This is a genomic window from Neobacillus niacini (assembly GCF_030817595.1).
Taxonomy (GTDB): Bacteria; Bacillota; Bacilli; order Bacillales; family Cytobacillaceae; genus Neobacillus; species Neobacillus niacini_G.
Map to the genome: position 1 here is coordinate 16,521 of NZ_JAUSZN010000003.1, position 25,980 is coordinate 42,500.

Annotated in this window: 22 protein-coding genes, 11 tRNA genes and 1 rRNA gene (1 of these 34 cut by a window edge); 28 read left to right on the forward strand and 6 right to left on the reverse strand. The window is 39.8% G+C overall.

Annotation, left to right across the window (positions count from 1 at the left end):
• The first annotated feature begins 28 nt into the window (after positions 1 to 28).
• Positions 29 to 1,210, forward strand: a complete 1,182-nt coding sequence (locus tag QFZ31_RS32980; protein WP_307312321.1) for a NupC/NupG family nucleoside CNT transporter — start codon at positions 29 to 31, stop codon at positions 1,208 to 1,210.
• Between the two features lie 60 nt (positions 1,211 to 1,270).
• On the opposite strand, the gene QFZ31_RS32985 is transcribed toward QFZ31_RS32980, so the two are convergent.
• From QFZ31_RS32985 to mgtE, 4 genes are all read right to left on the reverse strand, one after another.
• Positions 1,271 to 2,548: a cation:dicarboxylate symporter family transporter gene (locus QFZ31_RS32985; protein WP_307312323.1), complete on the reverse strand. Its 1,278-nt coding sequence runs from the start codon at positions 2,546 to 2,548 to the stop codon at positions 1,271 to 1,273.
• 124 nt (positions 2,549 to 2,672) lie between these two features.
• The gene (locus QFZ31_RS32990; RefSeq protein WP_306077508.1) at positions 2,673 to 3,269 is read right to left on the reverse strand and encodes a DedA family protein; all 597 of its coding nucleotides are present in this window, start codon (positions 3,267 to 3,269) and stop codon (positions 2,673 to 2,675) included.
• Positions 3,270 to 3,621: 352 nt separating this feature from the next.
• Entirely contained in the window at positions 3,622 to 4,803 is a 1,182-nt protein-coding gene (locus QFZ31_RS32995; protein ID WP_307312328.1) for an FtsW/RodA/SpoVE family cell cycle protein, read from the reverse strand.
• A gap of 157 nt (positions 4,804 to 4,960) precedes the next feature.
• The gene (gene mgtE / locus QFZ31_RS33000; RefSeq protein WP_307312333.1) at positions 4,961 to 6,319 is read right to left on the reverse strand and encodes a magnesium transporter; all 1,359 of its coding nucleotides are present in this window, start codon (positions 6,317 to 6,319) and stop codon (positions 4,961 to 4,963) included.
• A 307-nt stretch (positions 6,320 to 6,626) separates the two neighbouring features.
• On the opposite strand from mgtE, the gene QFZ31_RS33005 reads away from it, so the two are divergent.
• From QFZ31_RS33005 to QFZ31_RS33040, 8 genes are all read left to right on the forward strand, one after another.
• A complete protein-coding gene (locus tag QFZ31_RS33005) occupies positions 6,627 to 7,403 on the forward strand; it encodes a hypothetical protein (protein ID WP_307312337.1) in 777 nt (258 codons plus the stop codon).
• Positions 7,404 to 7,530: 127 nt separating this feature from the next.
• Positions 7,531 to 8,613 (forward strand): D-alanine--D-alanine ligase, encoded by a 1,083-nt coding sequence (locus QFZ31_RS33010; RefSeq protein ID WP_307312340.1) that lies wholly within the window; start codon positions 7,531 to 7,533, stop codon positions 8,611 to 8,613.
• 63 nt (positions 8,614 to 8,676) lie between these two features.
• Positions 8,677 to 10,056, forward strand: a complete 1,380-nt coding sequence (locus QFZ31_RS33015) for a UDP-N-acetylmuramoyl-tripeptide--D-alanyl-D-alanine ligase (RefSeq protein ID WP_307312343.1) — start codon at positions 8,677 to 8,679, stop codon at positions 10,054 to 10,056.
• A 95-nt stretch (positions 10,057 to 10,151) separates the two neighbouring features.
• The gene (locus QFZ31_RS33020) at positions 10,152 to 10,841 is read left to right on the forward strand and encodes an alpha/beta hydrolase (RefSeq protein ID WP_307312346.1); all 690 of its coding nucleotides are present in this window, start codon (positions 10,152 to 10,154) and stop codon (positions 10,839 to 10,841) included.
• A 355-nt stretch (positions 10,842 to 11,196) separates the two neighbouring features.
• Complete coding sequence (locus QFZ31_RS33025) at positions 11,197 to 12,705, forward strand: DEAD/DEAH box helicase (protein WP_307312349.1); 1,509 nt, start codon at positions 11,197 to 11,199, stop codon at positions 12,703 to 12,705.
• A gap of 404 nt (positions 12,706 to 13,109) precedes the next feature.
• Positions 13,110 to 14,072, forward strand: coding sequence for a UV DNA damage repair endonuclease UvsE (gene uvsE / locus QFZ31_RS33030; RefSeq protein WP_307312351.1), 963 nt, complete (start codon positions 13,110 to 13,112; stop codon positions 14,070 to 14,072).
• 66 nt (positions 14,073 to 14,138) lie between these two features.
• On the forward strand, positions 14,139 to 14,618 hold the full coding sequence (locus QFZ31_RS33035; protein WP_307312354.1) for a PH domain-containing protein: 480 nt from the start codon (positions 14,139 to 14,141) through the stop codon (positions 14,616 to 14,618).
• A complete protein-coding gene (locus tag QFZ31_RS33040; RefSeq protein WP_307312356.1) occupies positions 14,611 to 16,047 on the forward strand; it encodes a PH domain-containing protein in 1,437 nt (478 codons plus the stop codon). Before QFZ31_RS33035 ends, QFZ31_RS33040 begins: the two co-directional genes overlap by 8 nt.
• 12 nt (positions 16,048 to 16,059) lie before the next feature.
• Here QFZ31_RS33040 and QFZ31_RS33045 read toward each other — a convergent pair whose 3' ends face one another.
• Positions 16,060 to 16,653 carry a rhomboid family intramembrane serine protease gene (locus QFZ31_RS33045; protein ID WP_307312358.1) on the reverse strand — a complete coding sequence of 198 codons (594 nt, stop codon included), beginning with the start codon at positions 16,651 to 16,653 and terminating at the stop codon, positions 16,060 to 16,062.
• Between the two features lie 98 nt (positions 16,654 to 16,751).
• On the opposite strand from QFZ31_RS33045, the gene acpS reads away from it, so the two are divergent.
• The 6 genes from acpS to QFZ31_RS33075 all read left to right on the forward strand — a co-directional run bounded on the left by acpS (position 16,752) and on the right by QFZ31_RS33075 (position 22,690).
• On the forward strand, positions 16,752 to 17,102 hold the full coding sequence (acpS, locus tag QFZ31_RS33050) for a holo-ACP synthase (protein WP_307312360.1): 351 nt from the start codon (positions 16,752 to 16,754) through the stop codon (positions 17,100 to 17,102).
• A gap of 128 nt (positions 17,103 to 17,230) precedes the next feature.
• Positions 17,231 to 18,241: a LolA family protein gene (locus tag QFZ31_RS33055; RefSeq protein WP_307312363.1), complete on the forward strand. Its 1,011-nt coding sequence runs from the start codon at positions 17,231 to 17,233 to the stop codon at positions 18,239 to 18,241.
• 127 nt (positions 18,242 to 18,368) lie between these two features.
• Positions 18,369 to 19,532, forward strand: a complete 1,164-nt coding sequence (gene alr / locus QFZ31_RS33060; RefSeq protein ID WP_307312365.1) for an alanine racemase — start codon at positions 18,369 to 18,371, stop codon at positions 19,530 to 19,532.
• A 184-nt stretch (positions 19,533 to 19,716) separates the two neighbouring features.
• Positions 19,717 to 19,998: a CopG family ribbon-helix-helix protein gene (locus QFZ31_RS33065; RefSeq protein ID WP_034673267.1), complete on the forward strand. Its 282-nt coding sequence runs from the start codon at positions 19,717 to 19,719 to the stop codon at positions 19,996 to 19,998.
• Positions 19,999 to 20,002: 4 nt separating this feature from the next.
• Positions 20,003 to 20,353 (forward strand): type II toxin-antitoxin system PemK/MazF family toxin, encoded by a 351-nt coding sequence (locus QFZ31_RS33070; RefSeq protein ID WP_034673264.1) that lies wholly within the window; start codon positions 20,003 to 20,005, stop codon positions 20,351 to 20,353.
• 147 nt (positions 20,354 to 20,500) lie between these two features.
• On the forward strand, positions 20,501 to 22,690 hold the full coding sequence (locus tag QFZ31_RS33075; RefSeq protein WP_373459956.1) for a Tex family protein: 2,190 nt from the start codon (positions 20,501 to 20,503) through the stop codon (positions 22,688 to 22,690).
• Between the two features lie 414 nt (positions 22,691 to 23,104).
• Here the strand turns inward: QFZ31_RS33075 and cmpA are convergent, their stop codons facing one another.
• Positions 23,105 to 23,218, reverse strand: coding sequence for a cortex morphogenetic protein CmpA (cmpA, locus tag QFZ31_RS33080; protein WP_095251326.1), 114 nt, complete (start codon positions 23,216 to 23,218; stop codon positions 23,105 to 23,107).
• Between the two features lie 92 nt (positions 23,219 to 23,310).
• Here cmpA and QFZ31_RS33085 point away from each other — a divergent pair, with 92 nt between their 5' ends.
• The 13 genes from QFZ31_RS33085 to QFZ31_RS33145 all read left to right on the forward strand — a co-directional run.
• Positions 23,311 to 23,784: a SprT family protein gene (locus QFZ31_RS33085; RefSeq protein WP_306077493.1), complete on the forward strand. Its 474-nt coding sequence runs from the start codon at positions 23,311 to 23,313 to the stop codon at positions 23,782 to 23,784.
• A 120-nt stretch (positions 23,785 to 23,904) separates the two neighbouring features.
• A tRNA-Asn gene (locus QFZ31_RS33090) sits at positions 23,905 to 23,979 on the forward strand.
• Positions 23,980 to 23,986: 7 nt separating this feature from the next.
• Positions 23,987 to 24,077: transfer RNA gene (locus QFZ31_RS33095), tRNA-Ser, on the forward strand.
• A 10-nt stretch (positions 24,078 to 24,087) separates the two neighbouring features.
• Positions 24,088 to 24,159: transfer RNA gene (locus QFZ31_RS33100), tRNA-Glu, on the forward strand.
• Between the two features lie 57 nt (positions 24,160 to 24,216).
• A tRNA-Asp gene (locus QFZ31_RS33105) sits at positions 24,217 to 24,293 on the forward strand.
• Positions 24,294 to 24,316: 23 nt separating this feature from the next.
• A tRNA-Gln gene (locus QFZ31_RS33110) sits at positions 24,317 to 24,391 on the forward strand.
• A gap of 70 nt (positions 24,392 to 24,461) precedes the next feature.
• Positions 24,462 to 24,537: transfer RNA gene (locus QFZ31_RS33115), tRNA-Lys, on the forward strand.
• 42 nt (positions 24,538 to 24,579) lie between these two features.
• Positions 24,580 to 24,664: transfer RNA gene (locus tag QFZ31_RS33120), tRNA-Leu, on the forward strand.
• A gap of 66 nt (positions 24,665 to 24,730) precedes the next feature.
• Positions 24,731 to 24,816, forward strand: a tRNA-Leu gene (locus QFZ31_RS33125).
• A 60-nt stretch (positions 24,817 to 24,876) separates the two neighbouring features.
• Positions 24,877 to 24,953: transfer RNA gene (locus QFZ31_RS33130), tRNA-Arg, on the forward strand.
• Positions 24,954 to 24,959: 6 nt separating this feature from the next.
• A tRNA-Pro gene (locus QFZ31_RS33135) sits at positions 24,960 to 25,036 on the forward strand.
• Between the two features lie 14 nt (positions 25,037 to 25,050).
• Positions 25,051 to 25,124: transfer RNA gene (locus QFZ31_RS33140), tRNA-Gly, on the forward strand.
• A 110-nt stretch (positions 25,125 to 25,234) separates the two neighbouring features.
• Positions 25,235 to 25,980, forward strand: a 16S ribosomal RNA gene (locus QFZ31_RS33145) (it continues 804 nt past the right edge of the window).

Below are 25,980 nucleotides of genomic sequence, written 5' to 3' on the forward strand. Positions count from 1 at the left end.
GAACATCAAGAACAGGAGAGGAATTTGTTTGAAGTATTTACTGTTTCTAGCTGCAATCGTTATCATCTTTTTGTTAGCCTATATCGTAAGTAACAATAAGAAAAGGATTAAGGTTAAACCGCTTGTCACTATGCTTGTACTGCAGCTCGTTTTTGCTTTTTTGCTGCTTAATACTGAGGTTGGATTTGTCATTATTACAGCTGTCTCTACATTGTTTGACCATCTTTTAAGCTACGCAGCAGAGGGAATTAACTTTGTATTTGGAGGAATGGCGAATGAAGGTGCTGGACCATTTTTCTTAAATGTACTGCTGCCAATCGTGTTTATTTCTGTGTTAATCGGGATTGCTCAGCATATTAGAATCCTTCCAATTATCATACGCTATCTTGGAATTGTATTAAGTAAGGTAAATGGTTTAGGTAAATTGGAATCCTATAATGCTGTTGCATCTGCAGTTTTCGGTCAATCTGAGGTATTTATCTCGGTAAAAAAACAGCTTCCTTATATACCCCAGCACCGCCTTTATACTTTATGTACGTCCGCGATGTCAACGGTATCTGCCTCAATATTAGGGGCATATATGACGATGATCGATCCGAAATATGTGATTACCGCATTGGTATTAAACTTATTTGGCGGATTTATGATTGCAAATGTTATTAATCCCTATGAAGTTACAGCGGAGGAAGACATAATTGATATTCAAGAAGGAGAAAAACAAACATTCTTCGAAGTCCTTGGAGAATATATTATGGATGGGTTCAAGGTGGCTATTATTGTGGGAGCCATGCTAATCGGTTTTGTTGCTTTAATTAGCATGATTAACCATATATTTGAAGCCATTTTCGGCATTAGCTTCCAGATGGTTTTAGGTTATATCTTCGCACCGCTTGCGTTTATCGTTGGAATTCCACAAGTCGATATGGTTGAAGCCGGTACGATTATGGCAACCAAATTATTATCAAATGAATTTGTGGCGATGATGGATTTAGCAAAGATTTCAGACTCTCTATCAAGTCGCACCGTTGGCATTATATCAGTGTTTCTTGTATCGTTTGCAAACTTCTCCTCGATTGGAATTATTACGGGTGCAGTTAAGGGTCTTAATGAGGCGAAGGGAAATCAAGTAGCAAAGTTTGGATTAAAATTACTATATGGAGCAACACTCGTAAGCTTATTAACAGCGGCAATAACGAGCATTATGCTTTAAAAATAAGGCTGCCTGGAGTTTACTCCAAGCAGCCTTATTTTATGGCTCTTTTCTCAATATTTATTGAATAGCAGGCTTTGCTTGCTTTACTTCATTTATATATTTCTTAGCTTTTTCTGTATCATATTGCTTTTCCCATTTTGACATGACAACCGCAGCAAGTGAATTTCCAACGACATTTACCACCGTTCGTGCCATATCTAAAATACGATCGATACCAGCAATAAACGCCAAGCCTTCAAGCGGTATTCCAACCGTTCCCAAGGTAGCTAATAAAACAACGAACGATACACCAGGAACCCCGGCAATCCCTTTTGACGTTACCATTAGTACAAGCATAAGCGATAGTTGCTGGCTAAGGGAAAGATCAATGCCGTACATTTGCGCGATAAAAATCGCTGCTAATGCTTGATAAAGGGTAGACCCGTCTAGGTTAAATGAATACCCTGTCGGAATCACGAAGGCTGTGATGGCCTTAGGGCAGCCAAAGCGCTCCATTTTTTCCATTACTTTAGGGAGAACTGCTTCAGAGCTTGCTGTTGAATAAGCAAGAATTAATTCATCTTTAAGAATACGGAATAGGTTAAAAATATTAACACCGACTAGCTTAGCAACAAATCCTAATACGACTAGAATAAAGAAGACCATCGCTCCGTATACCGTAAAAATTAATTTGCTTAAAGGAATTAATGACGAAACCCCAAAGGTGGAAACCGTTACACCGATAAGAGCAAAAACACCGAAGGGTGCAAATTTCATGATTTGATTTGTCACATAAAACATGGCTTCAGCTGTTCCTTGGAAAAAGGCTAACACTGGTTTTCCCTTCTCACCAATAGCTGCAACCCCTAGGCCAAAGAAGACAGAAAAGAAAATAATTGCAAGCATATCTCCTTTTACGAGTGATTCAAATAAATTTTGAGGGACAATATTAACAAATGTATCTGCGAAGCTGTGGGTTTCCACTTGTTCTGTTGTAGAAACATAGCCGCCAATATCCTTCTTGCTCAAGTGTTCCATATCAATGCCAGTACCAGGATGAAATAGGTTGGCTGCACCTAATCCGATAATAATTGCAATGGTAGTAATAATTTCAAAATAAAGAATCGTTTTACCGCCTAAAGACCCAAGCTTTTTAATATCGCCTACACTAGCAACCCCAACAATTAGAGAAGAAACTACGATTGGGATGACAATCATTTTTATTAAGCGGATAAAGATGGTACCAATTGGTTGTAAATATGTTTGCACCTCAGGGTTTCCGTAAAAAATCGCACCTACAGCAATCCCGAGGATTAATCCGACTAAAATTTGCCACGCTAAACCAAACTTTTTCAAAGTATCAATCCTTTCGACTTAAATCTATTGTTTCCGACAAAAAAACATGTATCTTGTCTATTTTATTTTCTAACCTGTTTAATTGTCAAATAAAGCTTTGATGACAAAAAAACAACCACTGTAATCAATCAGTAGTTGTTTTCTTTGTTTTCTTTATTAAGAAATAAATGACACCAAGAATAACGGCTCCGATAATAATAGGCATCGTATACTGCGCAGCATATTCTTTAATATGCGACCAATTTTCCCCTAACGCATGTCCTAAATAAAGGAATAGGATGGTCCAAGGAATAACGGCTGCTACCGTATAAAGAGTAAATTTTGTCGCAGACATTTTAGCAATCCCAGCAGGAATGGATATCGCATGTCGGACAACTGGAATAAATCGCGCGAAGAAAATGACGCCGACTCCATATTTCCGAAACCATTGTTCAGATAGGTCAATTTGCTTCTTTTTAATAAAAACATACTTACCGTATTTTTCTAGGAATGGACGTCCACCGTAATAACCAGCCCAATAGAGAAATAACTGTGCCAGGGTTCCACCAATTGTTCCTGCAATGACCGCGCCAGGATATCCGAGGATCCCCTCAGAAATCATATAACCGCCATACCCTAAGACTATTTCGCTTGGAATAACTTCTATCATTAACCCTAGTGCAATTCCGAAGTATCCTAACTCTGATAAGAACTCTAAAACAGAGAAAATAAATTCTTTCATAGTCCACCTTCACTTTTGTAAATGTTTTTTGCTTTTTTAAGTTTATAACAGATTCATAAATAAAGGAATGGCTGTGTTAAAATTGTCCGTTGATTTGCGCTCCACTAAGGAAAGCTTCTTCGGATAATCACCGCAGGGACAGGCGATCTTTGCCTGTCACGAGGCACTTCGCTTTCCGCGGGCGGTCCGGGGAGCCTCCTCGGCGCTGAAGCGCCTGTGGGGTCTCCCCAGCCCCGTCCTCCCGCAGGAGTCTTCGTGCCTTCCGCTCCAATCAACTCAGTGGGAAAAACCATAAATTTTCCTTAACACAGCCAAACAAATAAAAACAGCGGAATATGCCGCTGCTCTTCATTTAGCTGCTTAAGGATCTTGAAGATGAGAACATGTAGTTACGATGATGGAAGCGAATGCTGTAGACGATTCCCATTGCAAACATATTACCCATTAATGAACTTCCGCCGTAGCTAATAAATGGTAAAGGAATCCCTGTAATCGGGAGCACCTGGATGGTCATGCCGACATTTTGGAATACATGGAAAGTGAGCATAGAGATAATGCCAGTACACACATATGTATTAAACGGATCGTTCGTATCCAATGCCGTTTTAATTAAGTGATAAATTAATAGAAAGAACAGTCCGATAACGATACTGCCGCCTACAAACCCATATTCCTCTCCAATCACACTAAATATAAAATCTGTGTGTCCTTCAGGAATATACACTTCTCGATTGCCAAAACCTTTTCCAGTTATCAGTCCAGACCCAATGGCACTTAATGATTTCAACAGATGATAGCCTGAGCTGCTTGAATGATTAAACGGGTCTAGCCATGCATAAATTCGATTAAATTTGTATTCTTGTACATGTAAATATTTTTCAAGTATGTCAGGTCTTTGGACGACCAAATAAATAATGAAAACAGCTAATGAAGCACCGGTACTAAAGATAGGTAAAATAATCTTCCATGTGATCCCCGATACTAAAATGAATCCTACCAATATCGACAAAAGGACAAGAGAAGTGCCTAAATCATTTTGCTTCATAATAAAGATGATTGGCACAAAAGTAGTGATTACTAACTTAAGCAATAACCAAAAATCTCTTTTAAATGTTTTTTCAAGATATTTCTCTTGATGCTGAGTTGCGACAGTGCTAAGTGCTAAAATCAGAAAGGTTTTAACAAATTCTGATGGTTGAATCGAACCGAGAGGTGTAATAAACCAGCTTTTGGCACCATTTCTAATGGGAGCGATGCTTTCAGGGGCAGCAAGGATACCAATGAGTAACATAAGTCCAAATCCATACAAATACCAGGAAAGCCGCCTATACTGAATACTGTCAAAAAGAATGGTAATGGAAATGATCGCTGCGCCAACCACATACCAGAAAGTTTGTTTGACTAAGAAATTTTCATCGTACTGACCAGATGTTTGTGCACTATAAATTCCTAAGCAACTAACGAGAAAAAATAGAAACAATATTAATGTTAACGTCCAATCAAAGCGATCCACTTTTTTTGTGAGTTTGTCCATATGCCACACCCAATTTTTCTATTTATATAGTGATATGCTAACAAAGAAAAGATTTGGTAACAATATATTTAGGAAATTTATTACAAGAGCTTTACTATTATGACGATTCTTCAAAAGAATATGTTTCAAAAAATAAAACACGGCCTAATGGACCGTGTTACATGAGATAGTTAAGGAACATCGTTGCAATTCCAAAGTAAGTGAGTAATGAAAAAATATCATTAATCGTCGTAATTAACGGACCAGATGCCACGGCTGGATCAATATTTAATCGAAATAAAATCAAGGGGATAATTGTACCTGCAAGGGTGCCAATAACGAGCGTAAAGAAAAGTGAAACACCAACTACCGCACCTAAGATAAAGCTTCCTTGCCATACATAAGCAATGATCGATATTAGGATGGCACAGGTAATCCCGATTGTCACACCGACACCCAATTCACGGGTAATTAAACGTAGGATGACTCCTTTTTCAATATCATGAGTAATAAGTCCTCTTACAACAACAGCTAGTGATTGAGTACCGGTGTTACCGGTCATTCCTGCAATCATTGGCATAAAAAAGGCTATGGCGACTACCTGCTCCAATGTATTTTCAAAGCTTGAGATAATGCTGCCAGATATGAGCCCTATAAATAAAAGCAAAATCAGCCATGGAAGCCTCCTTGCAGCTGCAACAAATGTCTTTGTATCAAAGTCAATCGATTTCCCAGAAGCTGATAATTTTTCTATATCCTCATTTGCTTCTTTAATAACGACGTCAATAATATCATCGACGGTTACAATACCGACAAGCATCTTACTCTCATCCACTACGGGAATCGCTAGAAAGTCGTATCGTTCCGTCATTCGTGCCACTACCTCTTGGTCCGTGGTGACAGAAACTGAAATGACCCGTTCATACATAATATTATTTATTTTTTCATCAATATCTGCCAACAGTAAATCGCGATAAGAAACAACACCAACCAGCTTTCTCTGTTCATCGACGACATATAGGTAATTAATAGATTCAGCAAACTCAGCAAACGTTTTTAACTTTTCGACTGCTTCTCTAACGGTATAGTAACTTCGAATCCAAACAAAGCGATTGGTCATCAATCTTCCTGCTGTTTCAGGAGGGTAATTCATGATATCGGTAACGGCTTTAGACTCTTCCACCTTCATACCGGAGAGCAGTGACTCTTTTTTCTCTGGTGACAGTTCATCTAAGAGAAGGGCCAAATCATCGTTGTCCATTAAATCGAGGACCTTGCTGGACTTCTCAATTCCAAGCTTATTTAACACCTCAAGTTGTTCTTCTTTTTCAAGTTCCTGCATCAGGTCAGCAAGGACTTCATTGTTTAAAAATAAAAGAAAACGGAGTTTATGCTTTTCTGGCAAATCTTCATATATTTTTGCTGTATCATAGGGCTGCAATTCTTCGAGGATCGTTATAAAGTCAGTCTTTTTGTTTTCTTTCAACAATTTAATAATATGGAGAGTTATTTCGTCTTGCGTCATATCTTTAATCATGTGCTGCACGCTCCTTCCTAACGGTGCGTTTTAATCTCTCTATACATGTATGTAAAAAATGATTTGTTGATAATCCTGCAGTTAATACTAGTATCGAGTTTAAAACTAGTATGTGTTATTCACATGGTAATCAAGCTAACTGTTTCAAAAGTATCACAAATATCTTTTGAATTGTAAAAGAATTGAAATAAGCTATTTGGACTATTAATGATAAAATAGTGGAAGATTGGTTAATAATGGTTAGCACCTAAATGAGTACTTTTTCTCATTATCATAGATTTTATTTTCCTGATCGGAGGAGTTTGCTTTGAAAAAGCATCATCAAGACATACAGGATCTCGTCTATGTCCACTTAAATCAAAATGATCAGTATGTACTATCTTACGGTATTGAATTTGCCGAATTTGCTGCTGCTTTTTCGGGAACAATGAATCATTTGTTGTTATTAAAACATCACTTTGAAGACGGTGATTTTAATATGCATACTCTGCTTGAATATTGTCCGGACGAGAGAATCAATAAGCTTGCTGCTGATGATATATATGGCTACGGTGATTTTTGCTGGATTGACTTTGTTGAAGAAGAAGGATTAAATGAACTAACAGGACAGGAAATCGCGGAATTATTATATTTGGGACACCAAAAGCAGCATTTAAAACTGCCGTTTTATAATAAGCTTGGAAACCGTTTTGTTTATTTGGCGCACGATGATGGATTCTTTAATAAAGTATATTATCGAAGTTTTAAGGACTTTTTTCATCTTTTAAGTTATGCACTTTCCATTAAATTGGGAGAATTAAAACTAGAAAAGACACTTTTAGGGCTAAGAAAGAAACGTACATATCCACCTATTAATAAGGAAATTCTCCTATCCTTAACGCCTTTTATAAAAGAAGGTATCTGTATTTCTTTACGGGATGTCGATCATCAGCGCAACAAGCTGGAAATCCCAATTTGGGTAATAGGTGATTTTGCCTCAATGGATGATATGTACGAGGAATATCAACAAATCTCAAGCGAGAACTGTCATGCCAAAATCATCTTTGATAAAAAAACAAAAGAATGGAAGCTTACCGTTATTTAATCTCTCCATTTCTCTGGAGAGATTTTCTTTATGTTAGTGTAATCGGTAGTTTTTAGCCAAGCTGTAGGTTTCATAAAATAATAAAAGTGATAAAATAAAATCGTGAATGCGAAAATGGAGGTTTAGTATGAAAACAAAAATTGGTTTATTATACGGCGGTAAATCCGCTGAACATAAAGTATCGTTACAAACAGCACTTGCGGTCATTAAGGCGCTCGATCTTGAAAAATTTGAAATTCATCCGATTTACATAAATGTAGAAGGTCAGTGGATAAAGGGACCACAGCTAACTGCTCCAGCAGAAAATGTCCAGGCACTAGAATTTTCAAATGAAAACCAGTTATCGCCTTTATCATTGGCACCAACTCTTTTCAGCAATAGTGAAAAACAAAATAACGAACCATTAGACGTTATTTTCCCACTGCTCCATGGACCAAATGGCGAGGATGGGACGGTTCAAGGATTATTGGAATTGTTAAACCTGCCATATGTCGGCAATGGTGTATTGGCTTCCGCTGCGGGTATGGATAAAGTTATGATGAAAAATGTGTTTGCACAAGCTGGCCTCGCGCAAGTAAATTATGTAGCCTTCATTCGAACGGAATGGGAAAAGGCAAGAGAGTCGGTTTATGCAAAAGTAGAAGAGCAACTAGGCTACCCTTGTTTTGTAAAGCCGGCAAACTTAGGCTCAAGTGTTGGAATTAGTAAATGTACAAATAGAACGGAATTAGAAGCAGCCTTTATAGAAGCATTTCAATTTGACCGAAAAGTAATCATAGAAGAAGGTGTTACCGCCCGTGAAATCGAAGTAGGTATCCTTGGAAACGATGAGCCAAAGTGTTCGATTGCAGGTGAAATTGTTCCGAAGAAGGATTTTTATGATTATAAAGCGAAATATGAAGATGGTGATACCGCTTTAATCATACCTGCGGATGTGACCGAAGAAGAGTATCTACAAATTAAAGAGATGGCAATTCAGGCTTTTAAAGCGTTAGATTGCTCAGGTCTTGTACGTGCAGATTTCTTCTTAACTAAGGACGGTAAGGCCTTAATTAATGAAGTAAATACAATGCCGGGCTTCACGCCATTTAGCATGTTCCCGCTGTTATGGAAGCATACAGGTGTTGAGTACCCACAATTAATTGAAACATTGGTAGACCTTGCAAAAGAACGCCATGCCGAGAAGCAAAATATTAAATATACCTTCTAGATTACAATGACACGGCTGGGTGCCGTGTCTTTATTAAAATTCCCAACCAACTGGAGGATTGACATGATAAAAAAAACCTTAAAGCAGATATCAGATATGATATCTGTCAAAAATGAGATTACCTCATTTGCCGATACAGAAATCACGGGTGTTTCAATCGATTCTAGAAAAATTGAAATGGGAAACTTGTTTATTCCTTTTAAAGGGGAAAACTCAGACGGTCATAAATTTGTAGAGGATTCTTTGAAAAAAGGAGCAGCCGCCGCACTTTGGCAGAGCGATGTACCGAACCCACCCCTCCATTTACCGATTCTTATTGTTGAGGATTGCTTAGTCGCATTACAAGAATTGGCGAGAGAATATCGCAAACAGTTACAAGTCAAAGTAGTTGGAATTACAGGAAGTAATGGGAAAACCACGACAAAAGATATGACGTATTCCTTGCTATCCACTACTTATAAAGTTCAAAAAACAGAAGGGAATTATAATAACCATATTGGATTGCCTTTAACAGTCTTAGGTCTGGATGACGATACGGAGATTGCTGTTTTAGAAATGGGTATGAGCGGCAGGGGGGAAATTGAATTCCTTACAAAACTTGCTTCTCCGGACGCAGTTGTGATTACCAATATCGGTGAGTCTCATCTTCTTGACCTAGGATCAAGAGAAGGAATCGCCGAGGCAAAGCTAGAAATTTTACAAGGCCTTAAAGACGGTGGTTTGGCGGTGCTTCATGGTGATGAGCCCCTTCTAATGGAACGAATTAATAAATATAAAGGAAATGTTAACCTGCAAACATTTGGTAGAACGGACAGAAATGACTTTTTTCCTACTGAAATTGTCCAGTTAGATCAAGGAAATATGTTTAAAATCAATAAGTCCTCAGAAAGTTTCGAACTTCCTGTATTGGGTACACATAATATATTAAATGCTCTTGCCGCGATGATCATTGCTCATTACTTTGATGTGCCATTTGAAAAAATGAATGAAGGTTTAACCCGCGTTAAGCTAACGAATATGCGGATGGAGCTAGTGGAAGGGAGTCATGGGGAAAAAATTATTAACGACGCCTATAATGCCAGTCCAACCTCGATGATGGCTGCGATTGAACTAGTATCAAATCTAAAGGGATATGAGAATATCATCTTAGTCCTAGGTGACATGCTTGAATTAGGGCCTCAAGAAGAACAATATCATCTGCAAATCGGTGAGGGATTGAATCCAGATAAAATAAATTTGCTGTTTACCTTTGGAAAGTTATCGAAACATATGGCGGAAGGTGCACGAACCAGTCTAGGTAAAGAGAGAGTATTCTCCTTTACGGATAAAAATGAGTTGATTGAAGTGTTGAAGCAGCATGTAAACAACCATACCTTAGTTCTGGTAAAGGCTTCAAGAGGAATGAAACTTGAGGAAATTGTGACCGCCTTACAACAAAAATAAGCCAATAATTGTCCAAAAATAAGACCGTATGCTAAATGCTGTTAATGGAACACTAAAATAAAATAATTCTTTCAAAGCAAAGTAGGTGGAGAGTCTTGATTGGCTGTTTATGTATTCATGGGTTTACAGGGGCACCATATGAAGTAGAGCCGCTTGCTGAGTATTTAACAAAGCATACGGACTGGATCTTCAGTGTACCTACTCTTCCTGGCCATGGCGAAAATCTTTCACTAAAAGATATCCATTATCACCAATGGATAGAACATGCAGAGGCTGAATTAAAGAAATTAATTGATACCTGTGATCAGGTTTATGTAATTGGGTTTTCGATGGGCGGCATGATTGCAAGCCTTCTAGCTGCAAAATACCCTGTGGACAAGCTTGTACTACTTAGTGCAGCTGCTTACTATATAAACCCGAAACAGATGGCAAGTGAAATTAAATCGATGATTGGTGATTTATTCAAAGGAAACTTAAAAAACAATGAATTTTTTAAGCGCTACAAAAGAAAAATAAAAGCAACTCCCATAAAAGCGACTTTCCAATTTCGCAGACTTGTTTCCTACATCAAACCACTTCTCCCTCAAGTAGAAGTGCCAACACTAATTGCACAGGGGGAATGTGACGGAATCGTCCCACCTAAAAGTGCTGAATACTTATACCGAACGATTAGTGCAAAAACAAAAAGGCTTACTTATATTAAGGATTCTAGCCATCATATTTGTCACTGTGAGGAAAAAGAGGCCCTATTTTCTCAGGTGTATGAATTTTTGATGGAGCGGTAATGCTTGTATGGGAACTGTAAGTAAACCGCATTAATTGCAATATACTAGTAATAATGTTATTATTATCAGCAACGTGTCTAAAGAACGATGAATAAAGGGCATACTCCTTGAAGGAGAATGTCTTTTTTTGGTAAAATATAGATGTTACCTACTTGCGGCATTTTGATGCGTGTCTAGCTGCAGCGCCTAGGGGCTCGACCGCTTCAGTCCAACGTTGAAGTCAATTGCGACTTCCTCGTCAGGCCCTACAACGCTTTTCGCCCCAGAGCGAGACGCTTTACGCATTTCTGAGTATCGGGCGAAAATATTCAGCACAATAAAAATATTTTCACATAGATGAAGGAGAATGAAAACATTGACAAAGTTTGAAGATTTAGGCCTAAGTCAGGCTACTTTAGAAGCTGTCCTCAAAATGGGTTTTGAGGAAGCTACACCAATTCAGTCAGAAACAATTCCAATGGGCTTAGCCGGTAAGGATTTGATTGGGCAGGCTCAAACAGGAACTGGTAAAACAGCTGCATTTGGTATTCCTTTGGTTGAAAAAATTGATGTAACGAAGGACGCAATTCAAGGAATCATTATCGCTCCTACTCGTGAGCTTGCCATTCAAGTTTCGGAAGAGCTTTATAAAATCGGTTCTGGTAAAAGAGTCCGCGTTTTATCCATTTACGGAGGACAGGACATCAGCCGCCAAATCCGTTCATTAAAGAAATTCCCACATATTATTGTAGGTACCCCTGGTCGTGTATTAGATCATATAAATAGAAAAACAATGCGCTTAGATACAGTTAATACTGTAATTCTTGACGAAGCAGATGAAATGTTAAATATGGGATTCATTGAAGATATTGAAACGATTCTTGCTTCTACACCGTCAGAGCGCCAAACCTTACTTTTCTCAGCAACAATGCCAGCACCGATTCAAAGAATGGCAGAAAAGTTCATGAAAGACCCTCAAATTGTCCGTGTTAAAATGAAAGAAATGACAGTTCCAGCGATTGAGCAATTTTATCTGGAAGTTATGGAAAAGAATAAATTTGATGTCTTAACAAGACTTCTTGATATTCAATCACCAGAGTTAGCGATTATCTTTGGCCGTACGAAACGTCGTGTTGATGAATTATCTGAAGCATTAACCTTAAGAGGTTATACAGCAGAAGGGATTCACGGAGATTTAACGCAGGCGAAACGTATGCAAGTCCTTCGTAAATTTAAAGAAGGGACAATTGATGTATTGGTGGCAACTGACGTGGCAGCAAGGGGTCTAGATATCTCAGGCGTAACCCATGTTTATAACTTTGATATTCCGCAGGATCCAGAAAGCTATGTACACCGTATTGGTCGTACAGGACGTGCGGGTAAATCTGGTATGGCACTGACATTCATCACACCGCGTGAAAAGTCTTACCTATCAGTGTTGGAAAGAACAACGAAGCGTAAGATGGAAAGAATGACTGCTCCTACACTTGATGAAGCGTTAGAAGGTCAACAACGAGCAGTAGTTGATAAGATTGTACAAACAATTGAAGGAAATAATCTTCAATATTATAAAAGAGCGGCAAACGAGTTACTTGAAGAAAATGATGCTTCAACTGTCATTGCGGCTGTTTTGAAAATGTTAACAAAAGAACCAGATACAACTCCTGTGAAGTTAACAGAAGAAGCACCAATGCATTCTAAGAGGGACAGAAAGCCGCAAGACCGTGACCGTAGAAGAAGAGACGATAACAGAAGCTATAATTCTACACGCGGCGGGGAACGCAGCGGCAGCGGTGATCGTGATCGTAAAAAAGCCCCTGGAAAGCCAAGAACAGGTGAAAAACGCACATCAGGTAAATCCAAACCAAGAAGCTTTAACCGATAATAATGATGAAAGAGAGCATGGGCATAATGTCCAATGCTCTCTTTTTTATCTCTTGATTCGGACAGGGGACGGCAAAGTTGGCTGGTCTCAGTCTGAATGGGCGGTGGATTCGGACAGGGGACGGCGAAATTGAGCTGGTTTCAGTCTGAATGAACAGTGGATTCGGGCAGGGGACGGCAAAAAAGCGGTGGACCTGTCAGAAGGAGCAGTGAATTCGGACAAGGGAGAGCAAAAAAGCGGTGGTCCTGTCAGAAGGAGCGGTGGATTCGGACGAGAGTCCATTTCACTTTCTTTAAAACTTTGTTGATTGGAGCAGCGAATGCAACAGACAAGTTTAACAGACCCTCTATTTTATTGTGTATATTGGGAACAGTAATGGTAACAGCTAGTTAGGAGTGATGAAGATGATCGTTAAACTTGGGTATGTTGCCATGAGCGTTGAGCTTCAGAACGCCTCACCCTCCCAAACCATGACGTTTGCACAATTCAGCAAAATAAAAGACCGTGATGCCGCAATCCGTAAGCTGGAGCGAATTGCAGAGTCAAATATAGATCATTGCCTGCGGTTATTAAAACACAATGTTGGAAATCAAATTCATTTCTTTCGGCTAAGCTCCCGTTTAATCCCGCTCGCTAATCATGAGGAGCTGTTGGACTGGGATTATATGAGACCCCTGAAGGAATCTTTAAGAAGAATGGCTGACTATCTTAAGGAGCATCCTATGCGGATAGATTTTCACCCTGACCATTTTGTTGTGCTTAATACACCTAACAAAGAGATACTCTCAAACGCACTAAAGACACTTGTCATGCATAAGAAGCTGCTTAAAGGCATGGATATTGATACGGAACATCGCTGTGTTCTTCATGTAGGCGGCGGCTATGAGGATAAGGAAATGGCGCTTGAACAGTTTATACATAACTGGGCATTCATCCAGCCAGCCATTCAAAAAATGATTATGCTCGAAAATGATGACACAACCTTCACAGTGAAAGAAACGCTGTATCTTTGTGAAAAGTTGGGAATACCAATGATATTTGATTATCACCATCATTTGGCTAATCACGAAGAAGTGGAGTGGGAGCAGGACTGGGAGCGTATTGTCACCACCTGGAAGACATCTCCCCTTCCAGTTAAAATGCACATATCAAGTCCCCGTTCAGATAAGGAATTTAGGGCACATGCTGATTTTGTTGATCCAGAAATGTTTTTAACATTCCTAAATACCATAAAAGGAACAGTGCCAGAGATACATTGCATGATAGAAGCTAAACAAAAGGATGCAGCTCTTTTTCAACTAATGGATAATCTGAGAAACCGAAAGGGAATTAAGGTAATAGACCAATCAAGCTTTGTTGTTGAATAACAATGATGTTTCCTTGTCAATTCCCGTGTATACTTAATAGAAGGCATGGTGAAGTGGAGGGGAACTATGATACTGGAGCCGCAAAAACGAATATCGATAAAGGCATTAACCGTATGGAGAATTTCGAGTGTGATAAAAATTTTAATCAGCTGGATCTTAGCCGGTGTTGCTATCTTTTTATTACATATCTTTAATGGCCCATTTTGGATATCACTTTTATTAATAGCAATTGAACTTATTTCTACGTATTTTATGATTTTTTTATTACCGTCACTAAGATGGCGACGCTTCCGATATGATGTTAGAGAAGAGGAAATTGAACTACAGGAAGGAATCTTTATTGTGAAGCGGACATTGATTCCGATGATTCGGGTACAGCATGTAGATACCGTTCAAGGACCAATTTTACGCAAATATCAGTTAGCGTCTGTCATTATTAATACCGCTGCAACAGCTCATGAAATTCCTGCATTAGAAGAGAGTGAAGCGGAAGAATTAAGGCGCCTTATTTCTAATCTAGCAAAGGTGGCGGATGAAGATGTCTGAACCGAAAAGACTTCATCCTATTGTAATCGTATTAACGATCGGCAAACGAATAAAGGATCTTATTTTTTCATTTATCGCCCTGCTTTTTATCTGGAATAAAGGAGATGGCGGCAAGCTGCTGCTTTTTGCAGCTTCGGCTATTGCGATTATAGGAATTATTCTGACCAGTATCCTTTCGTGGCTTCGCTATACCTATCGATTAGAGGAGAATGAACTGAGGATAGAATATGGCGTTTTTGTCCGAAAGAAGAGGTATATACCCTTGGAACGTATCCAAAGTCTTGATATTTCAGAAGGACTCTTTCAGCGCTTATGCGGTATGGTAAAAGTTCAAATTGAAACAGCTGGCGGAAGTGGGAATGACGAAGCAGAAGCAGTTCTATCGGCCATCTCCAAAGAAGAGGCACGCTATATACAGGAATATGTTGCGGGTGCTAAAAATTCTTCTGAAACAAATGTTTACGAAGAGCCTAGTCAGATCGTTTATAAAATTACACCCTCACAGTTACTTTTACTTTCACTTACTTCCGGAGGAGTAGGAGTTGTCATATCAGCCGTATTGGCATTTTTGTCTCAGTTGGATGACTTTATTCCCTATGAAAAGGTATTTCGAGGAGTTGAACAATGGGTAGTCAGCAATCTGATTTTGATTGCCCTTCTCATTTTTGCCGGACTTATACTTGCTTGGATTCTTGCTCTATTTGGAACAATGTTGAAATACGCCAATTTCAATGTTACGAAAACAGAACATGATTTAGTTATTTCTCAAGGTCTATTAGAAAAAAGACAAATGACGATCCCGATAACACGAATTCAAGCAATAAGGATTAATGAAAATATCGTCCGGCAATGGCTTGGTTACGGGTCCGTCAGCGTTGAAAGTGCTGGTGGTTCAGCGAGTAATAAGGAAGGGTCGAAGGTTTTGCTTCTTCCACTTGTCAAGCTGAAGGATATTGAACATATTTTAGGACCTTATTTGACCGAATATCAATTCACCTCAAGTTTTACCTCCGTTCCTAAAAAGGCTATGAACCGTTATATTTTTAGAAGCTGGTATATTGTGGTTCCGCTCGTTATGGTTTCGATTGTTTTCTTCAAGGTTTGGGGCCTTCTTTCGTTGATTATTCTTGCTCTAGTAACATTTTGGGGAGTATTAAAATATAAGGACGCCGGCTGGAGTTTGGATGACCATCAATTGAGTCTTCGTTACCGATCAATGGTACGGACTACCGTGTTTATTAAGAAAAACAAAATTCAAAGCCTAGAAATGAGAGAAAGTTATTTTCAAAGAAGAAAAGATCTAGCTACACTAGAGGCTTTTGTGAAAGTGGGTTTTGGCGGTGCTGGAGGCCGTGTAATCGATATGGACCGAATGGATGTGAGAAAGGTCTACACCTGGTTTTCGAGGGAAGCCGAAAAAAGGGTTTGAACCAAATATGGCTCAACCCCTTTTTTTAGTATAAAAAATAGCTCCTAGTAAAAAACCGCCTGCTAACCCGAATATATGTGCCGTAATATTAATATTCGGCTGCAAAAAGGTCATGAACAAGCTAAGAACACAAATAATAAGGATGATTTGCGAGTTTTGCTGGGAGAGCATATGCTTACGGAAGAGAATGATGCTAATATAATAACCGAATAATCCAAAGATCGCTCCGCTTGACCCAACGTGTACATAGGTTAATGGTTCAAGCATCAGTGTAGCCACATTAGCTAGGATGCCTGAAACAAGATAGACCAATACGAATTTACCTTTACCTAGCAGTCTTTCAAGTGCTGGCCCAAAAAGGACTAGTGAGAAGCTGTTGAATAACGCATGAGTAAAACCACCATGCATAAAGATAGGGGTTACCAGCCTCCAATATTCCCCTTCCCTAATATAGAGGTTTACTCCCGAAAAAGTGGCCTTAAACCAAAAGTTTGGAAAGATAGGTAAAGTCGTAAAAATATATAATAGGAAGTGGATGGCAATAATAGTAGAAATAACTGGATAAAAGCGGATAAATTCGCGAAAACTCTCTGTTCTCGTAAACATAATAACCTCCTAAATGGACTTACTTATATAATAGACTGAATTGATATCCTGTTGTACTATTATGCATATTTTAACTTAATTAGAAGGGGTACCTGCGAATGATTAAAGGGATTGGTATTGATATTATTGAACTTTCAAGGATTGAAGATATAGTCACTAGACAAAGGAAATTGATTGACCGCATACTGACTGATAATGAAAAACAAACTTTTGAACAGCTGCCGGACCGTAGAAAGATTGAATTTTTAGCAGGAAGGTTTGCGGCGAAAGAAGCCTATTCAAAGGCTGCTGGCACGGGTATAGGGAAAGAACTGTCGTTTTTAGATATTGAAATCCAGACAGATTCATTAGGAAAGCCCTATATAGTAAGACCCGAAACGAATGGATTTCTTTCTATTTCACATAGCAGAGATTATGCTGTTGCACAGGTAATTATCGAGGAAAAGTAGAAAAAATGATCACAACGGACAAACCTTTAACATATTCCAAAAGGTTGTCTCATATATTCATAGGGAAATGGGAGAGACAAGTCTTCTTTAAATTCATATGAAAATGAGACAAGAAGGGGTTGAAGGAATTGAAGAAAAGGTTGTTGCTTGTGATTACGGGATTACTGGTCGTTTTTTTACTAGCAGCCTGTGGCTCTAAATCAAAAGAAGATGTGGTGAAGGAGTTAAATGGAAAACTAAATGATTTATCAGGTTATAAAGTAGATGCAAAAATGACGTTAAAAATGGGTGCCGATTCACAGGTCTATAACGTTGAAATTTGGCATAAAGATCCAACGTTTTATCGTGTTAATTTAAAAAATGCTGAAAAAGACCAAAGCCAAATGATTTTACGCAATAATGAAGGAGTATTTGTGTTAACTCCTGCTCTTAAGAAGAGTTTCAAGTTCCAAAGTGATTGGCCGCAAAACAGCAGCCAGGCCTATTTATACGAATCATTAATAAAAGATATCGTTGAAGATAAAGAAGCGAAGTTTTCTTCCACAAAAGAACATTATGTATTTGAAACCAAAACCCGCTACCAAAACAATAGTATGCTGCCAACCCAAGAAATTAAACTTAACAAGGAGGATTTATCACCTGCGGTAGTAAAAGTGATGGATCCTGATCGAAAAGCACTTGTAACAGTGGAGTTTTCTAAGGTTAAATTTAATGCAAGCTTTGATGACAGTGATTTTGATATGAAAAAGAATATGACTCGTGCTGACCTTAACCTGCCTGTGATGGCAGATAGCAAGGATACGGCATTTACCGTTAAATATCCTACTGCTGATTTAGGTGCAAAATTAGTCGATGAAAAAGAAGTAAAGCTTCAAAATGGTAAGCGCGTCGTGTTAACGTATGAGGGTGAAAAGTCATTTACAATTGTACAAGAAAAGGTTACGGTGAAAGAAGCTTCTACATCACCGACATATGTGGATGGAGATTTAGTTGATTTAGGTGTTACCATTGGTGCTGTTTCGGAAGGTTCGATTACTTGGACCACCGATGGTGTTGACTATATGGTTGCTTCAAACGACTTAACTGAAGAAGAACTCATTGAGATTGCAAGAACAGTTCAAGGTGATGTAGAAAAATAGGATTTAAGGATACAGGCTCTCTTTAGGGCCTGTTTTTTGTTTGACAATTAAAATAAGTAGTTTGATAATCAATAAGGTAAAATTAAAATATGATAAAAGTGACTTTAGTTAATTAGGAAGTGGAACAATGACAGAGCAGGGCTTTTTTTATAGAGATACATGGGCAGAAGTCGATCTAGATTGTATTCTCGCAAATGTTGCCTCCGTTAAAAAACTTTTGCCGCCCGAGGTGGATATCATAGCTGTAGTCAAAGCAAATGCTTACGGACATGGTGACGTTAAAGTGGCTGAGAGTGCACTCGAAGCGGGAGCGACCTATTTAGCAGTAGCGTTTATGGATGAAGCAATTGCCTTAAGGAATAAGGGGATAAAAGTGCCCATTCTAGTATTGGGTGCTATACGTCCAGAGGATGTGGAGCTGGCGGTTAAATTTAACATCACGGTTACAGTGTTCCAACTAGAATGGGTGAAAGCGGCTCAGCCCTATCTTCCACATGATAAGGTTCTTTCCGTTCACATAAAGTTAGATACGGGGATGGGGAGGATTGGAATCCGAACCAAGGAAGAGTTAGCAGCAGTTGTGCAAATGATCTCTAATGATGACCGAATTCATATTGAGGGGATATTTACACACTTTGCAACAGCAGATGAAGTAGATTTAACATATTTCGAAAAACAAATGCAGTTATTTCATGATTTATTATCTGTTTTAAAGGAACGTCCAAAGTACGTGCACTGCAGCAATAGTGCGGCAGCTTTACGCTTCTCAAAAGCCCATTTTAACGCCGTTCGACTTGGGATTGCAATGTATGGCTTAACACCCTCCCCTGAGATTGAACAAGAGTTACCTTTCCCCCTTAAGGAGGCATTCTCACTCTGTTCAAGGCTTGTTCATGTGAAAAAAATGGATAAGGGTGAGAAAATAAGCTATGGAGCTACTTATGAGACGGAGGGAGAAGAGTGGATAGGTACCATTCCAATCGGTTATGCAGACGGTTGGATTCGTCGTCTCCAAGGTCAGGAAGTATTGGTTGAGGGGAAAAGGGTTCCAATTGTTGGCAGGATTTGTATGGACCAATGTATGGTAAAATTACCACATGCCGTTCCGGTTGGGACGACCGTTACCTTAATTGGTAAACAGAATAATGAATTTATTTCTGTTAATGAAATTGCGAAAAAACTAGAAACAATCAACTATGAAGTACCTTGTATCATCTCAACTAGAGTACCCCGTCTATATAAACAGGGTGGGAAAATTGTCGTATTAAAAAATTATCTTCTTCACGAATAAGTGGGCTAATAATGAAAATGTAACATATTTATGATAATGCGGAATTTTAGTGCATAAAAGGTAGTTTGTTTGGCCTATAATACAGTAGTATTATAATTAGTCTATGCATTTTGGGCATTAAGTGGTATTATTAAATATGGTAGATAGAAAAATTGGTGTGTAGTGATGGTGGAGGTGTATGTTTGTGTCTGAATCCGGCGCAACTACGGAAATCTTAGTAAAATTACCGCAACATCTTTTAACCGAGTTAGATGGTTTTGTAAAATTAGAAAACGTTAACCGGAGCGAGTTTATTTATCAAGCAACTAAAATGTATTTACGCGAACGAAAAAAGAGACAAATTCGCGAATCCATGAGACGTGGATACATGGAAATGGCGATGATCAATTTAACAATTGCATCGGAAATGTTTCAAGCAGAATTTGAGGCAGAACACACAGTTGAACGTCTTGTAAGCGGAGGGTAATCCCTTGATTGTCAAGCGTGGTGACGTATATTTCGCGGACCTATCCCCAGTTGTTGGTTCTGAGCAAGGCGGCGTCCGTCCTGTACTTGTCATTCAAAACGACATCGGGAATCGGTTTAGTCCCACAGTTATTGTTGCAGCGATTACAGCACAAATTCAAAAAGCGAAGCTTCCCACTCATGTGGAAATTGATGCGAAGCGCTACGGTTTTGAACGAGATTCAGTCATACTTTTAGAACAGATTCGTACAATTGATAAACAGCGGTTAACCGATAAAATAACCCATCTCGATGACGAAATGATGGAAAAAGTGGATGAAGCCTTGCGAGTAAGTATAGGTCTCATCGAATTTTAGTATTTACGCACGCTCTTTTAAGAAAGAGCGTTTTTTTATACGTATGCTCTGCCCTCATAATTGTTTCTGCCTAAGCAAGCTAATCAGCTTGCTCTTTTTTATTTATGTGAATCGATTGAGGTAATTTGATACAATATGGTAATAGGAATGGAGGTTTGTGTTGTGAATGATACAGTTGTGAAAGATGAACAGCTTCTTGGGAAGGTAGCTTCCGAATTAGCCATATCTCAAAAGCAGGTTAAAAGTGTTATTTCTCTATTGAATGAGGGAAATACCGTGCCATTTATCGCCCGTTACCGTAAAGAAATGACGGGAGCACTCGATGAAGTCCAAATACGAGATATCCAGGAACGCTGGCAATACATACAAAACCTTGAGCAAAGAAAAGAAGAAGTACTTCGGACTATTGCGGAGCAAGGTAAACTAACTGACGAACTTACACATAAGATAACAAAAGCAGAAAAGCTTCAAGAAGTAGAAGATTTATATCGTCCGTATAAACAAAAGCGACGAACGAAAGCAACGGTTGCAAAGGAAAAGGGTCTTGAGCCTTTAGCAGAATGGTTATTAACATTTTCGATGACACCAATTGAGGATAAGGCTAAGGAGTTTTTATCCGATGAAAAAGAAGTGCTCACTGTTGAAGATGCGATTGCCGGTGCAAAAGATATTATAGCTGAGATGATTTCTGATGACGCGGAAAGCCGAAAGTGGATTCGGAATGAAACCTTTAAGTCTGGTAAAGTGGAATCTACCGTAAAAGACGCAGACAAGGACGAGAAAAAGGTTTATGAAATGTACTATGAATATGAGGAGCCTGTAAATAAAATTGTTCCGCATCGAATTCTTGCATTAAATCGCGGTGAAAAGGAAGATATCTTAAGGGTATCGATAAAAATGAATAATGACATTATTCTTTCCTATCTAGCAAGAAAATGGGTCCGTGCTCAGCATTCACCAGCGGCAGCATCCGTTATAGAGGCAATTGAAGATAGCTATAAGCGTCTGATCCAGCCTTCGATAGAAAGGGAAATTCGAAGTGAGCTAAATGATAAAGGCGAAGAGCAAGCTATTCATATATTCTCTGAAAATCTTCGTAACTTACTTTTACAGCCGCCATTAAAAGGGAAAGTCGTTATTGGTGTCGATCCTGCGTATCGAACGGGCTGTAAGCTTGCTGTTGTGGATGAAACCGGTAAGGTACTGAAAATTGATGTGATTTATCCGCATCCGCCAGTATCAAAGACAAAGGAAGCGAAAGAGAAGTTCATTCGAATTCTTCGTGAGTATAAGGTGGAGATGGCGGCTATAGGCAATGGAACAGCCTCCAGGGAAACGGAACAGTTCGTCGCTGATATCCTTAAAGAAATGGATGAAGAAATCTATTACTTAATTGTTAATGAAGCGGGAGCCAGTGTTTACTCTGCTTCAGATATAGCAAGAGAAGAGTTTCCTGATTTTCAGGTGGAAGAAAGAAGTGCAGTTTCAATCGCACGCAGATTACAGGATCCGCTTGCTGAGTTAGTAAAAATTGACCCTAAATCAGTAGGGGTGGGCCAGTATCAACATGATGTTACGCAAAAGCGTCTATCGGAATCGTTGCATTTTGTTGTCGAAACAGCCGTAAACCGTGTAGGGGTTAATGTGAATACAGCTTCAGCCTCCTTGCTCCAATATGTTGCGGGATTAACCAAAACCGCCGCACAAAATATTGTGAAGAAAAGGGAAGAGGAAGGGAAGTTTACTAGCAGGGTACAATTAAAGAAAGTCCCGCGCCTTGGAGCAAAAACCTATGAACAAGCAATCGGCTTCCTGCGGGTATTGGATGGGAAGCAGCCGTTAGACCGAACAGGAATTCACCCGGAGAATTATGATGAAGTGAAGAAATTATTGACTAGTCTAGGCTTTTCAGCTAAGGATCTAGGAACAGCGGAATTAAAGGATGCGCTCAGTGGACTTGACCTTAAAGCGGTGTCTGCTGAATTATCTATTGGGGAACTAACCTTGAAAGATATCATTGACGCACTTGTTAGACCGGAGCGCGATCCTCGGGATGACTTACCACGTCCATTATTGAAAAAGGATGTTCTTAAATTAGAAGATTTAAGTGCAGGGATGGAACTTCAGGGTACCGTTAGAAATGTAGTCGACTTTGGTGCCTTTGTCGATATCGGCGTCAAGCAGGATGGATTAGTTCATATATCGAAGTTAAGTAATCGTTTTGTAAAACATCCATTAGATATAGTATCTGTTGGAGATGTCGTAACCGTTTGGGTAGATTCTGTGGATATGAAAAAGGGCAGAGTAGCATTAACCATGCTGCCTCCGTCAAAATGATGTAGAATTTGGTGGCCAACTAGCTAGTTGGTCATCATTTTTTTTGTTCAAAAGATCAGGGATTCTTGTGTGACCGAAATTAGTGGAAAAAGAGAAAGCGACCCCGTATTGACGTAATGAGAGCCCGAAACCTGTTTAAAAGGAGAGAGTGCGGTCACTCATCAAGGCAATGAGAACCCGAAAACGGTTAAAAGAAGAGAAAGCGGTCACTCATCAAGGCGATGAGAACCCGAAAACGGTTAAAAGGAGAGAGAGCGGTCACTCATCAAGGTGATAAGAGCCCGATAACGGTAAAAAGAATAGAAAACGGTCACTCATAATATTCGAGATCGTTTAGGGTAAGAGAATAGAGTGCAAATCTCTTTGATTTTTGCACCCCAAACTATAAAAACCCCATAACAGAACTGGATCTCCTTACGAAATGTGTTTTTTTCTGTAAAAAAACCAGCATTGGTTTAACAGTTTAATTTGGTATCGGTCCTTCTCGTAGAAAGCTCTTTTCATTTGGTTTTGAAACCAAGTCGGCATACTTAACCCTCCCGAAAAGTAGATCATTAAAGGTATATACAATATATGCTATAATAGGTTGTCACGTTCGCATAAAAAAGGAGGGAAACTAAATGGAGGATAAAGAACTACAAAAACTCGTTGAAAAAGTCTCAATTGAATCTTTTGGTAAGCCATTTAGGCATAAAGCCTCCTTTAATAGCAGGCTCCGTTCAACTGGGGGAAGATACCTGCTTGGGACTCACAATATCGATATCAATAAAAAATACTTAGACCAACTAGGCTTAAACGAACTAATTGGAATCATTAAACATGAACTTTGCCATTACCATCTTCATATAGAAGGAAGAGGATATCAGCACCGTGATTCCGATTTTAAAATGTTATTGAAAAAAGTAGGCGCACCGAGATTTTGTAGTCCGCTGCTAGACAAACCTAAGAAACGCACCTCCACAAAAATCCTCCTGTATCAATGTACAACATGCCATCAGCAATATAAAAGAAAACGAAGCATTAATACAAGTCGTTACGTGTGTGGCAAGTGCAGAGGTAAGCTAGTAAAGGTAAAAGAGTTACATGAGGAATAAGGAAATATTTTGCAAGTTATTTTATCGAAAAATCGTATTGACTTTATAATACAACGTCATTATAATGTAAAGAGTCGACAAGGTAATCGTGCTTGTCCGACAGAGAAAGCATTATATTATTCCGCAGTAGCTCAGTGGTAGAGCTATCGGCTGTTAACCGATCGGTCGTAGGTTCGAGTCCTACCTGCGGAGCCATTTTTATGGGGAAGTACTCAAGAGGCTGAAGAGGCGCCCCTGCTAAGGGTGTAGGTCGGGTAACCGGCGCGAGGGTTCAAATCCCTCCTTCTCCGCCATAAAAATTTAGGCCCCTTGGTCAAGTGGTTAAGACACCTCCCTTTCACGGAGGTAACACGGGTTCGAATCCCGTAGGGGTCATCAGGGACGGGAGATGATTATAGCTCATTTCCTGTTTCTTATCTAAAATATTAATTTGGTCCGGTAGTTCAGTTGGTTAGAATGCCTGCCTGTCACGCAGGAGGTCGCGGGTTCGAGTCCCGTCCGGACCGCCATTATTTTAACGGATTAATAATATTGGGCTATAGCCAAGCGGTAAGGCATCGCACTTTGACTGCGACATGCGTTGGTTCAAATCCAGCTAGCCCAGCCAAATCATAACATCCCTGAAAATGCTTCGGCGGATTTTGCGAAAAATACCGAAAGATATTTTAAGCAATTGTGAGCCATTAGCTCAGTTGGTAGAGCATCTGACTTTTAATCAGAGGGTCGAAGGTTCGAGTCCTTCATGGCTCACCAAAGTTTTTTTACGGTAGTGAAAATAACTTTCTATTTTAATATGCGGGTGTGGCGGAATTGGCAGACGCACCAGACTTAGGATCTGGCGCCGCAAGGCGTGGGGGTTCGACTCCCTTCACCCGCACCAACCAATTATTAACTCTTGAAAAACGGTTGATAGTCTGGTATGATTGTAAATGTCGCTGTAACATATGCGGTCGTGGCGGAATGGCAGACGCGCTAGGTTGAGGGCCTAGTGGGGGCAACCCCGTGGAGGTTCAAGTCCTCTCGGCCGCACCAAAAAAGATGTTGACATAACAAATCAAGTTTGATACAATATAAAAGTTGACTTTAAGAAATGCGCCCGTAGCTCAATTGGATAGAGTGTCTGACTACGGATCAGAAGGTTATGGGTTCGACTCCTTTCGGGCGCGCCATATTTACGGGAAGTAGCTCAGCTTGGTAGAGCACTTGGTTTGGGACCAAGGGGTCGCAGGTTCGAATCCTGTCTTCCCGACCATTCAAATTTTATATGCGGGTGTAGTTTAGTGGTAAAACCTCAGCCTTCCAAGCTGATGTTGTGAGTTCGATTCTCATCACCCGCTCCAATTTTACTATAAATTGCTCTTTGAAAACTAAACAAACAAGAACGTCAACAAACAATTTTTTTAGCTTTTATTAAAAAGCTAAGCCAACGTAACAAATGAGCTAATCAACTTTCTTGGAGAGTTTGATCCTGGCTCAGGACGAACGCTGGCGGCGTGCCTAATACATGCAAGTCGAGCGAATCTTAAGGTGCTTGCACCTTTTGGTTAGCGGCGGACGGGTGAGTAACACGTGGGCAACCTGCCTGTAAGACTGGGATAACTTCGGGAAACCGGAGCTAATACCGGATAATCCTTTTCCTCTCATGAGGAAAAGCTGAAAGTCGGCTTACGCTGACACTTACAGATGGGCCCGCGGCGCATTAGCTAGTTGGTGAGGTAACGGCTCACCAAGGCGACGATGCGTAGCCGACCTGAGAGGGTGATCGGCCACACTGGGACTGAGACACGGCCCAGACTCCTACGGGAGGCAGCAGTAGGGAATCTTCCGCAATGGACGAAAGTCTGACGGAGCAACGCCGCGTGAGCGATGAAGGCCTTCGGGTCGTAAAGCTCTGTTGTTAGGGAAGAACAAGTATCGGAGTAACTGCCGGTACCTTGACGGTACCTAACCAGAAAGCCACGGCTAACTACGTGCCAGCAGCCGCGGTAATACGTAGGTGGCAAGCGTTGTCCGGAATTATTGGGCGTAAAGCGCGCGCAGGCGGTCCTTTAAGTCTGATGTGAAAGCCCACGGCTCAACCGTGGAGGGTCATTGGAAACTGGGGGACTTGAGTACAGAAGAGGAAAGCGGAATTCCACGTGTAGCGGTGAAATGCGTAGAGATGTGGAGGAACACCAGTGGCGAAGGCGGCTTTCT

Coding starts and splice junctions, on each gene's coding strand:
- QFZ31_RS32990 (WP_306077508.1), bottom strand. CDS start 3,269: ATGAAAGAATTTATTTTCTCTGTTTTAGAGTTCTTATCAGAGTTAGGA.
- QFZ31_RS32995 (WP_307312328.1), bottom strand. CDS start 4,803: ATGGACAAACTCACAAAAAAAGTGGATCGCTTTGATTGGACGTTAACA.
- mgtE (WP_307312333.1), bottom strand. CDS start 6,319: ATGATTAAAGATATGACGCAAGACGAAATAACTCTCCATATTATTAAA.
- QFZ31_RS33010 (WP_307312340.1), top strand. CDS start 7,531: ATGAAAACAAAAATTGGTTTATTATACGGCGGTAAATCCGCTGAACAT.
- QFZ31_RS33015 (WP_307312343.1), top strand. CDS start 8,677: ATGATAAAAAAAACCTTAAAGCAGATATCAGATATGATATCTGTCAAA.
- uvsE (WP_307312351.1), top strand. CDS start 13,110: ATGATCGTTAAACTTGGGTATGTTGCCATGAGCGTTGAGCTTCAGAAC.
- QFZ31_RS33035 (WP_307312354.1), top strand. CDS start 14,139: ATGATACTGGAGCCGCAAAAACGAATATCGATAAAGGCATTAACCGTA.
- QFZ31_RS33040 (WP_307312356.1), top strand. CDS start 14,611: ATGTCTGAACCGAAAAGACTTCATCCTATTGTAATCGTATTAACGATC.
- QFZ31_RS33045 (WP_307312358.1), bottom strand. CDS start 16,653: ATGTTTACGAGAACAGAGAGTTTTCGCGAATTTATCCGCTTTTATCCA.
- acpS (WP_307312360.1), top strand. CDS start 16,752: ATGATTAAAGGGATTGGTATTGATATTATTGAACTTTCAAGGATTGAA.
- alr (WP_307312365.1), top strand. CDS start 18,369: ATGACAGAGCAGGGCTTTTTTTATAGAGATACATGGGCAGAAGTCGAT.
- QFZ31_RS33075 (WP_373459956.1), top strand. CDS start 20,501: ATGGAGGTTTGTGTTGTGAATGATACAGTTGTGAAAGATGAACAGCTT.
- cmpA (WP_095251326.1), bottom strand. CDS start 23,218: ATGCCGACTTGGTTTCAAAACCAAATGAAAAGAGCTTTCTACGAGAAG.
- QFZ31_RS33085 (WP_306077493.1), top strand. CDS start 23,311: ATGGAGGATAAAGAACTACAAAAACTCGTTGAAAAAGTCTCAATTGAA.